The 13689-nt window shown below is 64.9% G+C and carries 12 protein-coding genes; 3 read left to right on the forward strand and 9 right to left on the reverse strand.

The features are described from left to right. Window positions 1-32 precede the first annotated feature (32 nt). The 3 genes from sdhA to sdhC are packed head-to-tail and all read right to left on the reverse strand — an operon-like array spanning window position 33 to window position 2635. A complete protein-coding gene (gene sdhA, locus PKE80_RS02720) occupies window positions 33-1841 on the reverse strand; it encodes a succinate dehydrogenase flavoprotein subunit (RefSeq protein WP_036523815.1) in 1809 nt (602 codons plus the stop codon). Beyond that, window positions 1841-2227 carry a succinate dehydrogenase, hydrophobic membrane anchor protein gene (gene sdhD, locus PKE80_RS02725; protein ID WP_008831298.1) on the reverse strand — a complete coding sequence of 129 codons (387 nt, stop codon included), beginning with the start codon at window positions 2225-2227 and terminating at the stop codon, window positions 1841-1843. The genes sdhA and sdhD overlap by 1 nt, the downstream gene beginning before the upstream one ends. Before the next feature lie 12 nt (window positions 2228-2239). After that, entirely contained in the window at window positions 2240-2635 is a 396-nt protein-coding gene (gene sdhC, locus PKE80_RS02730; RefSeq protein ID WP_008831297.1) for a succinate dehydrogenase, cytochrome b556 subunit, read from the reverse strand. Window positions 2636-2785: 150 nt separating this feature from the next. Here sdhC and bla point away from each other — a divergent pair, with 150 nt between their 5' ends. Together bla and PKE80_RS02740 are read left to right on the forward strand one after the other, a co-directional pair. Next, a complete protein-coding gene (bla, locus tag PKE80_RS02735) occupies window positions 2786-3682 on the forward strand; it encodes a subclass B3 metallo-beta-lactamase (protein ID WP_271181177.1) in 897 nt (298 codons plus the stop codon). Beyond that, on the forward strand, window positions 3679-4581 hold the full coding sequence (locus tag PKE80_RS02740) for a 50S ribosomal protein L11 methyltransferase (RefSeq protein WP_271181178.1): 903 nt from the start codon (window positions 3679-3681) through the stop codon (window positions 4579-4581). The genes bla and PKE80_RS02740 overlap by 4 nt, the downstream gene beginning before the upstream one ends. A 21-nt stretch (window positions 4582-4602) precedes the next feature. On the opposite strand, the gene PKE80_RS02745 is transcribed toward PKE80_RS02740, so the two are convergent. Further along, a complete protein-coding gene (locus PKE80_RS02745; protein WP_271181179.1) occupies window positions 4603-4878 on the reverse strand; it encodes a PilZ domain-containing protein in 276 nt (91 codons plus the stop codon). Between the two features lie 231 nt (window positions 4879-5109). Here PKE80_RS02745 and sciP point away from each other — a divergent pair, with 231 nt between their 5' ends. Further along, window positions 5110-5412 (forward strand): CtrA inhibitor SciP, encoded by a 303-nt coding sequence (gene sciP / locus PKE80_RS02750; RefSeq protein ID WP_271181180.1) that lies wholly within the window; start codon window positions 5110-5112, stop codon window positions 5410-5412. A 114-nt stretch (window positions 5413-5526) separates the two neighbouring features. Here the strand turns inward: sciP and ligA are convergent, their stop codons facing one another. The 5 genes from ligA to PKE80_RS02775 all read right to left on the reverse strand — a co-directional run bounded on the left by ligA (window position 5527) and on the right by PKE80_RS02775 (window position 13630). Then, on the reverse strand, window positions 5527-7662 hold the full coding sequence (gene ligA, locus PKE80_RS02755) for an NAD-dependent DNA ligase LigA (RefSeq protein WP_271181181.1): 2136 nt from the start codon (window positions 7660-7662) through the stop codon (window positions 5527-5529). 45 nt (window positions 7663-7707) lie between these two features. Beyond that, the gene (gene recN / locus PKE80_RS02760; RefSeq protein WP_271181182.1) at window positions 7708-9372 is read right to left on the reverse strand and encodes a DNA repair protein RecN; all 1665 of its coding nucleotides are present in this window, start codon (window positions 9370-9372) and stop codon (window positions 7708-7710) included. 65 nt (window positions 9373-9437) lie between these two features. Next, a complete protein-coding gene (locus tag PKE80_RS02765) occupies window positions 9438-9590 on the reverse strand; it encodes a hypothetical protein (RefSeq protein ID WP_271181183.1) in 153 nt (50 codons plus the stop codon). A gap of 259 nt (window positions 9591-9849) precedes the next feature. Then, the gene (locus tag PKE80_RS02770) at window positions 9850-12387 is read right to left on the reverse strand and encodes a TonB-dependent receptor (protein ID WP_271181184.1); all 2538 of its coding nucleotides are present in this window, start codon (window positions 12385-12387) and stop codon (window positions 9850-9852) included. A gap of 448 nt (window positions 12388-12835) precedes the next feature. After that, window positions 12836-13630, reverse strand: coding sequence for an outer membrane protein assembly factor BamD (locus PKE80_RS02775; RefSeq protein WP_271181185.1), 795 nt, complete (start codon window positions 13628-13630; stop codon window positions 12836-12838). Window positions 13631-13689 lie beyond the last annotated feature (59 nt).

Genomic DNA, 13689 nt, shown 5'->3' on the forward strand with positions numbered 1-13689 from the left:
GCCCTCCTCTCGTTTTCAGCTTGCGCCGAAGATCAGTACACGCGGGCCTTGGGCTTGATGTACTCGACGTCGTCGGTCAGCGTGAATTCGTGGACCGGACGATAGTCGATGCGGACGTCGCCGCCCTTGCCGCCCCAGCCGTCGAACCAGGTCGCGGTGTGCTTCATCCAGTTCACGTCGTCGCGGTTCGGGAAGTCCTCGTGCGCATGCGCGCCGCGGCTTTCCTTGCGGTTCTGTGCGCCGTGCAGGGTCACGGTGGCCTGCGAGATCAGGTTGTCCAGCTCCAGCGTCTCCACCAGGTCCGAGTTCCAGATCAGGCCGCGATCGGTGACCTTGATGTCGTTCATCTTCTGATAGGTCGCGGCGAGCTTTTCCTTGCCCTCGACCATCAGTTCGTCGGTGCGGAACACCGCCGCGTGAAGCGACATGGTGCGCTGCATCTCGGTGCGGATTTCCGCCGTCGAGGACGAGCCGTTGGCATTGCGGAAGTGGTCGAGGCGGGTGAGCGCCAGATCGGCCGAATCCTTGGGCAGTTCCGCCTGCGTACCGTTCGGCGTCAGGTTTTCCTTGAGGTACAGGCCGGTCGCGCGGCCGAACACCACGAGGTCGATCAGCGAGTTCGAGCCCAGACGGTTGGCGCCGTGAACCGAGACGCAAGCCGCCTCGCCCACCGCGAACAGGCCCGGAACCACGGTTTCGGGATCGCCGTCGGGGCCGATGGTCATCACGCGGCCGTTATAGTCGCACGGGATGCCGCCCATGTTGTAGTGCACGGTCGGGACGACCGGCAACGGCTGGCGGGTAAGGTCCACGCCCGCGAAGATCTTGCCGCTCTCGGTGATGCCCGGCAGACGCTCGCCCAGCACCTTGGGATCGATGTGATCGAGGTGCAGGTAGATGTGGTCCTTGTGCGGACCGACGCCCCGGCCTTCGCGGATTTCCATCGCCATCGAGCGCGACACGACGTCACGGCTGGCGAGATCCTTGGCCGAGGGAGCGTAGCGCTCCATGAAGCGCTCGCCTTCGGAGTTGGTCAGGTAGCCGCCCTCGCCGCGTGCGCCCTCGGTGATGAGAACGCCGGCGCCGTAGATGCCGGTCGGGTGGAACTGGACGAACTCCATGTCCTGCAGGGGCAGGCCCGCGCGCAGCACCATGCCGCCGCCGTCGCCGGTGCAGGTATGGGCCGAAGTCGCAGTGAAGTACGAACGGCCATAGCCGCCGGTCGCGAGCACGACGGCCTGCGAGCGGAAGCGGTGGATCGTGCCGTCATCCATGCACAGCGCGATCACGCCGACGCACTTTCCGCCGTCCATGATGAGGTCGATCGCGAAGTATTCGATGAAGAAGTCCGCGTCGTACTTCAGCGACTGCTGGTACAGCGCGTGGAGCATGGCGTGGCCGGTACGGTCGGCGGCGGCGCAAGTGCGCTGCACCGGCGGGCCTTCGCCCATGTTCTGCATGTGGCCGCCGAACGGACGCTGGTAGATCGTGCCGTCGGCGTTGCGGCTGAAGGGCACGCCTGCGTGCTCCAGCTCGTACACGGCTGCGGGAGCCTCGCGCACCATGTATTCGATGGCGTCCTGATCGCCCAGCCAGTCCGACCCCTTGACGGTGTCGTACATGTGCCAGGTCCAGTGGTCCGGCGTGTTGTTCTTGAGCGACGCGGCAATGCCGCCCTGCGCCGCAACGGTGTGGCTTCGTGTGGGGAACACCTTGGTGATGCACGCGGTCTTCAGCCCGGCTTCGGCCGAGCCCATCGTGGCGCGCAGGCCCGAGCCGCCGGCGCCGACGACGACGGTGTCGTAGGTGTGGTCGATGATCTTGTAGGCAGGCGCGGACATCAGGCGTGTGCTCCCAGCGCGATACGGACGATGCAGAACACGCCGAACGCGATCCCGCCGCAAGCGGCAAGGTTCAGCGCGGCGATGGCGGCGAACTTGTTGGCGTGGTCGTGCAGGTAGTCCTCGACCAGCACCTGCAGGCCGAGGCGCGCGTGCCAGAAGGTCGTGACGACCAGCAGGATCATCATCACGGCCGGGACCGGACGTGCGATCCACTCGACGATGGTGCCGTAGGAATAGTCCGGCAGCAGCACCAGCGAGACGATCAGGAACAGCACCGAGATCAGGTTGCCGATCGCGGTGAAGCGCTGCAGCAGCCAGTGGTGGACGCCGCCCTTTGCCGAGCCGAGGCCGCGCACGCGGCCGATGGAGGTTCCGTTACCCATTGTTCGTTACCCTCAGCGAAGCAGCAGGAGCGCCCAGAAGGCGGCGGTGAGAACGACACCCAGGACCGGGCACAGGATCGACCACAGGCGGTTCGCCTGCAGTTCGAAGCCGGCCCCGACGTCGAGGAAGAAGTGGCGAATGCCGCTCGCCATGTGGCTGAAGAAGGCCCACGAGATGCCCACGAGCACCAGATAGCCGATCGGCGTCGTCATCGCCCACGCGAAGGTCGCATAGGAGGCCGGGCCTCCGGCGAGCGCGCCCAGCCACCACAGCAGCACAGCGAGGCCGGCGAATGCCATGCCATCGCCGGTGACGCGGTGGAGGATCGACACGAACATGTGCGGGCCCCACTTCCAGATCTGGAGGTGCGGCGAGAGCGGACGGTTCTTGGTCCCGGCGTTTGCCATGGCGCTTACGAATCCCCTTGCCTGCGGCAGTGTCATGAACTGCCCTATTGCAAGCCCCCTTAGACAAATCGAGGGACGGTGCAAGTTCTGCGGCGCAACATCTGCGTGGTGGACTGGCCTATCTTACAGGCGCGCCGTAAAGCATCGCGCATGAGTCGCACCTCCCTGGCTATCGCGCTGGCTGCCCTGACGGCCATTTCTCCTTTCGTGGCCCGCGCCGCAGAGCAAGGAGCGGTAACGCCTGCGACGCTCGCCAAGGCATGCGAGGGCAAGGACGAATGGGCGGACCCCGCTCCCCCTGCGCGCATCTTCGCGAATACCTGGTACGTGGGAACCTGCGGCATTTCCGCGATCCTGGTGACGGGCGACAAGGGACATGTGCTGGTGGACGCGGGCGTGACCAAGGCTGCCCCGCTGGTGCTGGCGAACATCCGGCGCGCCGGGTTCAACCCGAAGGACCTGCGCTGGATTGTTGCCAGTCACGAGCACTTCGACCATGTCGGCGCGCTTGCCGCACTGCAGCAAGCGACGGGTGCAAAAGTTGCAGCCCTTCCCGCGCAGAAAGCGGCTCTCGCCAGCGGCAAGCCGAGCGCCGACGACCCGCAATTCGCCGGTCTCGACCCTATGGCCCCGGTCCGCGTCGATCGCGTGTTGAAGGACGGGGATACCCTAGCCGTAGGCAATCTGCTGCTGACCGCACATGCAACGCCGGTGCACGCTCCGGGCTCGACAAGTTGGACGTGGACCTCCTGCGCGCCCAAGCTGGGCTGCCGCAGGATCGCCTACGCGGACAGCTCCTCGACGATCTCGTCTGACGGCTACCGCTTCACCGATCACCCGCAGCGCATTGCGGCGATCCGAAAGGGCCTGCCGGTGATGGCCGCCCTGCCCTGCGACATCCTGCTCACCCCGCATCCCGGCCAGAGCGAGATGATGGAACGCTTCGCCGGAAATACGCCGCTAGCCGACAACAACGCCTGCCCCGCTTATGCGAAATTCGCAGAGGGGCGCCTTGCCCAGCGTCTTGCCAAGGAAAATGCCAAGTGAGCTGGAAAGTCACCGTCTTCGCCGCCCGCCCCGTCATCGAGGCAGCTCTCGTCGCGCATGAAGACGCCTGGGACTGGGATCACGAGATCGTCCTTTCCGGCCGCGAAGTCGCCGAGGACCAGCCCGAGGACTGGGTTCTGGAAGCCTGGCTCGACCGCAAGCCTACCAGGGCGGACAAAACCGCGATCACTGTCCTTTTCGCTGAGACGAAACCCAAGCTGATCGTCGAGGAACTGCCGGAAACCGACTGGCTCGTCGCCAGCCAGGAAGGGCTTGAGCCGATCCGCGCCGGACGCTTCCACGTGCACACCCCCGATCACCCGGCAGTGGACGAGCCCGGCGTCTTCGACTTCGCGATCCCCGCCAGCCAGGCCTTCGGCACCGGCCATCACGCCACGACCGCCGGGTGCCTGGCGATGCTGACGCACATGAAGGCGCAGGGGCTCGTCGTACGCAACTGCGCCGACATCGGCACCGGCACCGGCCTGCTTGCTTTCGCCGCACTCTCGCTCTGGCCGCGCACGCTGGCGATCGCGAGCGACATCGATGCCGTCTGCGTCAACGTGGTCCAAGACAATGCCGAGGCCAATGGCGTGACGATGGGGGCCCGGCGCGGCGAACTGGTGATGACAGTGGCCGACGGCATGACCCATCCGGTGCTGGAGGCACGCGGGCCTTACGACCTGATCCTGGCGAATATTCTCGCCGGACCGCTGGTCAGCCTCGCACCCGATTTCGGCAAGTCGCTCGTCCCGGGCGGGCACCTGCTGCTGGCGGGCCTGTTGGAGACGCAGGAAGCCGCCGTGCGCGCTGCGTGCCGCAAGGCAGGCCTGCGCCTCGCCGCGCGCATGGTCAATGGCGACTGGTCGATCCTGTGGATGCGCAAGCGGGGGCGTTAACACACGCCTGCCCCTGAAATCTCACACCGGAAGCAGTTCCAGCCCCTGAACCACGCGACTGCGCCGCAGCATCGCGGCCTGTGCGTCGCGTGAGATCGGCCGGTCGAAGGCGAAACCGACGCGGTCCTTGACCACCCAGCGCACGGTGCCGCGCACCGGCGGATAATCATCCACCACGAAGCTGAAGCACTGGCCCGCAGCGACACCCGCCCGCTCGATAACGAACTGGCAGCCGTCCGAAGTCACGTGCCGCGCCACGGCGGAAGCATGCGTCGACAGCTTGCGGCGGCTCTGCACGTTTACCTCTCTTGAGCAATGGATCTGGTCAGGAGGTAAAGGTAATTAACACTGGTAAACGGCCGGTAAAGATTTGGCTCCTGTATCGATTGCATTTTTATGAATTTTTCCCCGAGAATATGTAAAACATCGTAAACATCAATTAACCAACCGCGATTGCCTCAAGTTAAGGTTTAATACGCAGAATAGACATCGACAGGGGGTTGGCAGACAGCTTTTACGAGGCCAACCATGGAAGACGTTAAGAACGACCGTCCAACGGTCATCACCGGTCCGCTCGGCGAACCGATGAGCATCGACAGCCTACCGCCGCCCAAGACTTCGCGCTGGGTGGTACGCAGGAAGGCTGAAGTGGTAGCTGCGGTCAACGGCGGACTGCTGACGATCGCGGAAGCGTGCGAGCGCTACGATCTTACGCTCGAAGAGCTTGCCTCTTGGCAGCGCTCGATCGAACGCGAAGGAATGGCTGGTCTGCGCGCCACGCGCGTCCAGCATTACCGTCAGGTGCACGAGCGCCGCGGCCGTTACAGTTGAGCCTATCGCGCTGCGGTATCCCCCTGCACGTCGCGCGTAGCTGAAAAGCATTCCGGCCAGCCCTTCGGGGCCAGCCTTCCGGCCCTCCCGCTCGCGGGAGGGCTTTGCTTTGCCTTATCCCGCCGCGCGAACGATCTCGGCCCATTCTTCTTCGCTGAGCACCCGAATCCCCAGCTCGGCCGCCTTCTTCAATTTCGAGCCCGCCCCCGGTCCCGCGACCAGAATGTCCGTCTTTGGCGATACCGATCCCGCAGCCTTGGCGCCCAGCCGCTCGGCCTGTGCCTTGGCTTCGTCGCGGCTCATCGTCTCCAGCTTGCCGGTAAACACCACGGTCTTGCCCGAGACTTCGCTTTCCTTAGTCTCGACGACGTAAGGCGGCGGCGACACCTCGCTCAACAGGTCGTCCCAGACAGCACGGTTGTGCTCCTCGTGGAAGAAGTCTCCCAGCGCCTCGACCACCACCGGGCCGACGCCGTCGATGGAGATCAATTCGGCATAGGCGTCGCTTGCTGCCTTCACTTCGTCTTCGCCCTGCTTGACCTGCGCCTGCTCGGCGAGAGCGCGCAGTTCGGGAAGCGTCGTGAAGCGCTTGAGCAGATCGCGCGCGGTCACGGCCCCGACGTGGCGGATGCCGAGGCCGAACAGGAGCCGGGCGGCGTCGGGGCTGCGCTTGCTTTCCACAGCCGCCAACAGGTTGTCCACAGACTTGTCCTTCCACCCTTCGAGGGCAAGGATCTCCTCGCGGCGCCTGCGGAGACGGAAGATGTCGGCCGGGCTTTCGAGCCAGCCCTGTGCGAAAAACTCGTCGATCGTCTTCTCGCCCAAACCCTCGATGTCGAGTGCGGCGCGGCTGACGAAGTGCTTGAGACGCTCGGTCCGCTGCGCCGGGCAGATCAGCCCGCCGGTGCAGCGGACATCGACTTCACCCTCCGCCGCGACCGCCTCGGAGTCGCACTGCGGACAATGGTCCGGGAAAACGTAAGCCTCACGCTCCTCCTCGCGGGAGAGGTTGTCGACCACTTGCGGGATGACGTCGCCCGCGCGCTGGAGCACCACCCGGTCACCGGGACGCACGCCGAGGCGCACAATCTCGTCGCGGTTGTGAAGCGTCACGTTGGTGACCGTCACGCCGCCCACCAGCACCGGCTTGAGGCGTCCCACCGGCGTCAGCTTGCCGGTGCGCCCGACCTGGATATCGATCGATTCGAGCGTGGTCTCCGCTCGCTCGGCGGGGAACTTGTGCGCCATGCCCCAGCGCGGCGCCTTGGCGACGAAGCCCAGCCGCTGCTGCCAGTCGAGCCGGTCCACCTTGTAGACCACCCCATCGATCTCGAACGGCAGCGCAGCGCGGCCATCGCGAATGGCACGGTAAGCGGCCAGCATCTCGTCGATCGAGTGGCACTGGCGGAATTGCGGCGAGACCGGCAGGCCCCAGCTTTCGATACGACGGATGACTTCATGCTGGCTCGCGCCGGGCATATGGCTGGCGGCGCCCCAACCGTGCGCCCAGAAGCGCAAAGGGCGCCTCGCGGTGACGCTGGCATCCTTCTGGCGCAGCGATCCGGCTGCGGCATTGCGCGGGTTGGCGAACTGGCGGACCTTGCTGTCGTCGAACGCCTCGCCCTTGCTGTCGGCCAGCGCGCGCGCCTCGTCCATCAACTGGGTGTTAAGGGCGAGGAACGCCCCCTTTTCCATGTAGACTTCGCCGCGCACCTCGAAGACCTCGGGAATGTCCTCGCCTTCGAGTTCCTGCACGACGTCGGCGATATGCGCGACGTTGGCGGTAACGTCCTCGCCCACTTGCCCGTCCCCGCGCGTGGCGGCGCGCACCAATTTGCCGTGCTCGTAGCGCAGCGAGCAGGAGAGGCCGTCGATCTTGTCCTCCGCCGTCATCACCAGTGGTTCCTCGGCGGCAAGTGACAGGAACCGCCGCACGCGCGTCAGGAACTCCCCGACTTCCTCGTCGGTGAAGGCATTGTCGAGGCTCATCATGCGAACCTCGTGCGTCACTTTGCCGAGCGGTGAGGCGGCGACTTCGTGGCCGACCTTGTTACTGGGCGAATCGGGTCTCGTAAGATGCGGGAACGCTGCTTCCAGCTCCGCATTACGCCGCACCAGCGCGTCGTAATCGGCGTCGGTGATCTCCGGCGCATCCTCGGCGTGGTAGAGGCGGTTGGCGCGGTTGATCTGGCGCGCAAGCCGCATGAGTTCGTTGGCGGCTTCGGCTTCGTTCGGGGAATCGGCAGTCATGATTTGCGCTATGCAACGTTGCGCGGGCCGGGACCAGTCTGCTGCTTACACCCGCACCAGCAGCCTGTCCGCCTGCGCGCGCGCCTCGTCGGTCACTTGCGCGCCGGAGAGCATGCGGGCGATCTCTTCCTTGCGCTCGGCGTCAGTCAGCGGTGTTACCGAAGTGCGCGTGACGGTGCCTTGGCTGGACTTGGCGATCATGTAGTGCCGGTCGCCGCGCGCCGCGACTTGCGGAGAGTGCGTCACCGCCAGCAACTGCCCGCTGGAGGCGAGGCGCGAGAGGCGTTCGCCGATGGCGTCAGCCACCGCACCGCCGACGCCGCGATCGATCTCGTCGAAGATCACCGTCGCCGCACCGCCCTCTTCGGCCAGCGCCACCTTCAGCGCGAGGATGAAGCGCGACAATTCGCCGCCGCTGGCGATCTTGCCGAGCGGCGCGAAATCGGAGCCGGGGTTGGTGCTGATGAGGAATTCCACCGCATCCATGCCCGAAGCGCCCCAGCGCTCCTCGGGAAGACGCACCACCGAAGTCTGGAACCTCGCGGCATCCAGCTTGAGCGGCGCCAGTTCCGTCGCCACGGCTGCGTCGAGCTTTTTCGCCGCCGCACGCCGCAAATCGTGGAGCGCGCCCGCCTTCTCGCGATAGGCCAGCGCGGCCTTCTGCGCCGCTTTTTCCAGTTCGACGATATGCTCGTTACCGCCTTCGATGTCGTCGAGCGCGGCGCGCATCTCGGTCATCTTCGCGGGCAGGTCATCGACCTGGCAGCCTTGCTTGCGGGCGACGGCGCGCAAGTCGAACAACCGGGTCTCGATGCGGTCGAGTTCGGCCGGGTCGAAGGCCAGCGCTTCGGCCGCCTTGTCGAGCTTGTCCTCGGCCTCGCTCGCCTCGATCACGGCGCGATCGAGCGCGGCCAGCGCTTCTTCCAGCAGTTCGTGCTCTCCGGCGATACGGTCGAGGCGGCGCGAGGCGGTGCGCAATTGCGCCAGCGCCGAATCAGAGCCGGTCCACAAGTGCTGCAGGGCCGAGAGATCGTCGGCCAGCTTTTCGCCCTTCTGCATCTGCGCGCGGGCACCGGCGAGTTCGTCCTCCTCCCCCTCGACAGGGGCGAGCGTGGTCAGTTCGGCGAGATGCGCGAGCAGCAGGTCCTGATCCTCGGCGGCGCGGGCGACGCGTTCGCGTGCAAGTTCCAATGCATCCTGCGCGCCGCGCCAGTCCTTCCACGCCGCCTCGACCCCCGCGACCTCACCGCCCGCGAAACGGTCGAGCAGCGCGCGGTGGCCGCGCGCGTTGACCAGACCACGATCGTCATGCTGGCCGTGAATCTCGACCAGCGCGGGCGCGATCTCGCGAAGCAGGGCGACACCGACGCTCTGGTCGTTGAGGAAAGCCTTCGAGCCGCCGTCGGCCTTGAGCTGGCGCTTTAGGATGAGCGGCTCGCCGGGCTCGATCTCCAGCCCGGCGTCGTCGATCGTCGCCAGCACGGAAGCAGGAATCGCCGAGACATCGAAGCTGGCGGTGACGCTGGCCCGATCCTCTCCCCCGCGCACAAGTCCACTATCCGCCCGATTGCCGAGCACGAGGCCCAGCGCATCAAGCAGGATGGATTTGCCCGCACCGGTCTCACCAGTGAGGACGCCGAGGCCACGGGCGAAATCGAGGTCGAGCGCCTCGATCAGCACGATGTTGCGAATGGAAAGCCGGCTAAGCATGTTCGCGAAGCGTTCTAGCCGATGCGTGACCGCCCGTCACCCCGCTTCGCGCGAAGCAAAGGCGATTACCAGCCCGTACTGCCGTTCAAGTAATGGGCGACGAGCGCGGCCCAGCCCGCGAGGAATATGGCGACGATCGCGGCAAGCTCGGGTCGCCATGTCCGCTTCTGGGCGGATTCGACGCGGATGTCGGGCTCGAACGGGAAATCGTGCTTCATGTTCATTGCTCTTGCGACCTGTCCCAGCCTGTCGGCAGTCTCCGGCTTTTGTCCGAATTCCCTTTATGTAGGCTCACCTTAATTGGTAAAAACCACCATAAGGACGATTTCCATCAAAGAGAAATTACTTAAGGTTCACAGTGCAAACGATTTAAGCGATTTTTCAGATCAGCCCGTCGGAAAAAGTTCCCGGCTTGCCGCAATAAATTTACCCCCGCAGCGCGGATGACGCTGCGGGGGTACAAGCTTCAGGCGGGTTTCAGAAGGCGGATTTGATGGTGAAGCCCCAGGTCCGCGGGTCACCCGGAAGGCCGGCGATCAGGCCGGTATTGCCGGGGCCGACCATCAGCTGCTCGAAATAGTTCTCGTCGAAGGCATTGCGCACCCAACCGTAGACGTCGAACCCGCTTTCAGTGCGGAAACCAGCGCGGAAGTTGTGCAGGCTGTAACCGTCGATCCACGTGTAGGCCGAGGGCGACGGATTCGACGAGAAGTTCGAACGCACCGAGCCGTCATAGCCGAAGTAGACCTCACCCTCCTTGCCGAGCAGCTTGGCCGGGGCGTTGACCTCGGCACCGAACGAGAACGAGAACTTCGAGACGCCCGGCAGGCGCTGGCCAGAGATGTCGCAGTTTTCGGGGCTGATGCCGCCCGGTGTACCTGCGGGACTGACCGTTGTGGTCGATGTGACGGTGGTGCCGCCGGAAAGCTCCGGCGGGCACGGCGCGTCGGTGAACTTGCGATAGGTCGCGTCGGTGTAGGCGCCGTTGACGTAAGCGTTGAACCGTTCGCTCGGACGGACCGAGAAGTCCGCCTCGACACCCTGCGAACGCACCGCTCCTGCATTGGCGAGATAGCCGCGCAGCACGCCGTACTGGCCGTTGTTCACGTTGGCCTGGTAGTTGGTGATGTCGGTGCGGAAGATCGAGAGATTGAAGGTCGCACGGCGATCCCAGAACTGCGTCTTGATGCCGGCTTCATAGTGATGGACCGACTCGGGCTTGACCGTCGCGGTCGCCAGGATCGGGTTGTTCTGCGCATCGACCGGCACGCCGTTCTGGTTGATGCCGCCCGACTTGAACGACTTCGCATAGGTCGCATAGAGCAGCACGTCCTGCGCCACCTTGTAGCTGGCGGTGAAGTCGTAGCTGAAGTTCCAGTCGCTGAACGTCGGCGAGATTTCCTGCGGTGTATAGATCGCCAGCTGCGCGCTCTGCCGCGCGGTGTAGCTGGGCAGGCCGAGCAGCAGTTCGTTGCCCTGCCCGTCGAACACGCGGCGCTGGTAGTAGCCTTCCTTCTTGTCGTAGTTGAGGCGCACGCCGGGCTGCAGGGTCAGTTCGGGCGTGATGTGCCAGCTCAACTGGCCATAGAGTGCGGCGCTGGTGTTCTTCAGGTACTGCGTGTTGTAGGCGACTAGGCCGTCAAGCACCGTCGGATCGCAGGCGAGTTGGTTCGCCGCGCTCGTACCGCAGCCCGAGGAGCCCGGCGGGACGGCGGCGACGCTGCCCGGATTGATGCTCCAGCGGCTCGCGGCCGCGCCTTGCGCCTCGGTGCCCTGCGTGTCGATGCGCTGGTAGAAACCGAAGGCGCCGACGACGAAGTCGATCTTGTCGCTGCTGTAGTTGTAGCGCAGTTCCTGCGTGTACTGGTCCTGCTGCGACGGGTTCTGCGACAACGCGACGATCGGCAGCCCGGTAAAGTCGCGGTCGTTCGAGGGATCCCAGTCCCAGAAGCGCCAGGCAGTGATCGAGGTCAGCGTGCCCTCGCCCAGTTCCCACTTCACGCGCAGCGAAGCGCCGCCGATCTTGTTCTTGGCGCGCAGGTCGGTGTCGAGATCGGTCAGACGGTCGAACGCATTCAGGCTCGGCGGCGCATAGCCCTGAGCAGCGGCGAGAGCCGCGAACTGGCGATTGATGGCTCGCTGGGTGGCGCCGGTGCGGACGTAGACCGAGCCGCAGCAGTTGGCGTCCTGGTTGCTGAAGTCGCCCGCGAGGGTCACGTCGATGGTATCGGTCGGCTTCCACAGCAGCTGGCCGCGCAGACCCAGATTGTCCTGGCTCTGGATGTGCTCGCCAGTGGTGACGTTGTAGATCGTGCCCTTGCGACTGGTCGAGGAGACGGCGATGCGCGCCGCGAGATTATCGGTCAGCGGGCCGGAGATCGCGGCCTTGGCCTGCTTGAAGTTGTAGTTGCCGATCGAGACCTCGGCCTTGCCCTCGAAGTCGAAGGTCGGCTGGTTGGTCGTGATGTTGATCGCGCCTGCCGTGGTGTTCTTGCCGTAGAGCGTACCCTGCGGCCCGCGCAGCACTTCGACCTGTGCCACGTCGAGGAAGTCGAACGTCGCGGAGGCCACGCGCGAGTTGTAGACGTCGTCGACGTAGATGCCGACGCCCTGCTCGATGCCGTCGTTGGTCAGGCCGAACGGAACGCCCAGACCACGGATGTTGACGGCGGTGTTGCGCGGGTTTGACGAGTAATACTGAAGCGTCGGCGTCAGCTGCTGCAGGCGGCCGACGTTGAAGGAACCGGTCGAATCGATGTGCTCCCCTCCAACGACCGAAATCGCGAGCGGCACTTCCTGGCTCGATTCCTGGCGGCGGCGTGCAGTGACGACGATGTCGGCGCCGCGGTCACGCGCACCGGTACCGACCGAAGTTGGATTGTCCTGCTCGTCGGCGGCGGACGCGGTGGCTGCGGCAGCAGGCGCGGCTTCTTCGGCATGTGCCGCAGAGAAGCCGATCGTCGCCGAAGCGAGTACGGTGGTTGCCAGTAATGTCCGGCGGACGAACGAAGTCATTATTCAAATCCTCTGTCAGGGAATTGAATGCAACCGGCGATCCGGTGTGCACCTGGTCGGCCTTCCCCCTTCAGGGCCGGCAGGTATGGCTCGAGGGTCTGCGCGCGGCACTTCGCTGTCGAATGCGCCGCTTGCGGGTTCGGCCGGAAGGGATCATGGAATGCCTGCGGTGGCACCGCGTGGCCCTCATATGACTTTTCCTCCAGGCCGTTTCGCCTCTTGTTGAGCTTTTCTAATCTCAACTTATTTAGTGGACAATAGACTTCAGCTATCAGGCGCTAAAGTGAAACTGCTCGGCGGCAAAGCGAGGGATCGCCGCGGCGTGGCCCACGAGAAAAAGCGGCGGCGCTGGGAAGCGCGGCCGCTAGAGGACAAATGTAAAGCATGATTGGCCCCGTGTACGGGGCTGTACTCCTCTCCCGAGCAAGCCCGGAAGAGGGCCGGAATATCAGGCCGCGACGTTCTTCGGCGCGCTCTTTTCCATCAGCTTGTAGGCACGGGCATACCAGTCGCTGTTCGGGTAGTTGTGCTCCAGAACGGCTGCTGCCTTCTGCGCTTCTTCGGGGATACCCATCGAAAGGTAGCCCTCGACAAGGCGGTACAGTGCCTCGGGCGTGTGGCTGGTGGTCTGGAAGTTATCGACCACATTGCGGAAGCGCAGCGTCGCCGCCAGCCACTTGCCGCTACGCTCATAGGAGCGGCCGATGGTCATTTCCTTGCCCGCGAGGTGATCGTTGACGAGGTCGATCTTGAGCTGGGCGTCACGCGCATAAGTCGTGCCGGGATAACGGCGCATCACGTCGGTCAGCGCCTGCTTGGCCTGCTGCGTGGTCTTCTGGTCGCGGGTCACGTCGCTGATCTGTTCATAATAGCAGATCGAGATCAGGTAGTAGGCGTAAGGCGCGTCCTTGTTGCCCGGGTGAATCGACAGGAAGCGCTGCGCCGACTGGACAGCCTTGTTGTAGTCACGCGCTGCATAGTAGCTGAACGCGCTCATCAGCTGCGCGCGGCGCGCCCAGGGCGAATAGGGATGCTGGCGCTCGACCTCGTCGAACAGCGCGGCGGCCTGCTTGGTGCGGCCGGTTTCCAGCCGTTCCTGCGCGGCGGCATAGAGCGTATCGACGTCGCGCGCGACGTAGGCGGTATCGCGATTCTTCGCCCGTCCCCCGCAACCGGCAGTGAGAACGATCGCCCCGGTAGCGGCGGCGAGGATGGCGGTCTTGAGCGACGAGCGTGCGAACATGGACGGGTCTATAACCAGCGCTTCGCTGAACGCCAAGTGAAGTTGCGCAAGAGTGGACA

This window comes from Novosphingobium resinovorum, assembly GCF_027922145.1.
GTDB classification, from domain to species: domain Bacteria; phylum Pseudomonadota; class Alphaproteobacteria; order Sphingomonadales; family Sphingomonadaceae; genus Novosphingobium; species Novosphingobium resinovorum.

Bases quoted from the DNA above. Each gene is read 5' to 3' on its own strand.
- sdhC (WP_008831297.1), bottom strand. From the start codon at position 2,635: ATGGCAAACGCCGGGACCAAGAACCGTCCGCTCTCGCCGCACCTCCAG.
- bla (WP_271181177.1), top strand. From the start codon at position 2,786: ATGAGTCGCACCTCCCTGGCTATCGCGCTGGCTGCCCTGACGGCCATT.
- sciP (WP_271181180.1), top strand. From the start codon at position 5,110: ATGGAAGACGTTAAGAACGACCGTCCAACGGTCATCACCGGTCCGCTC.
- PKE80_RS02775 (WP_271181185.1), bottom strand. From the start codon at position 13,630: ATGTTCGCACGCTCGTCGCTCAAGACCGCCATCCTCGCCGCCGCTACC.
- PKE80_RS02770 (WP_271181184.1), bottom strand. From the start codon at position 12,387: ATGACTTCGTTCGTCCGCCGGACATTACTGGCAACCACCGTACTCGCT.
- recN (WP_271181182.1), bottom strand. From the start codon at position 9,372: ATGCTTAGCCGGCTTTCCATTCGCAACATCGTGCTGATCGAGGCGCTC.
- sdhD (WP_008831298.1), bottom strand. From the start codon at position 2,227: ATGGGTAACGGAACCTCCATCGGCCGCGTGCGCGGCCTCGGCTCGGCA.
- PKE80_RS02765 (WP_271181183.1), bottom strand. From the start codon at position 9,590: ATGAAGCACGATTTCCCGTTCGAGCCCGACATCCGCGTCGAATCCGCC.
- ligA (WP_271181181.1), bottom strand. From the start codon at position 7,662: ATGACTGCCGATTCCCCGAACGAAGCCGAAGCCGCCAACGAACTCATG.
- sdhA (WP_036523815.1), bottom strand. From the start codon at position 1,841: ATGTCCGCGCCTGCCTACAAGATCATCGACCACACCTACGACACCGTC.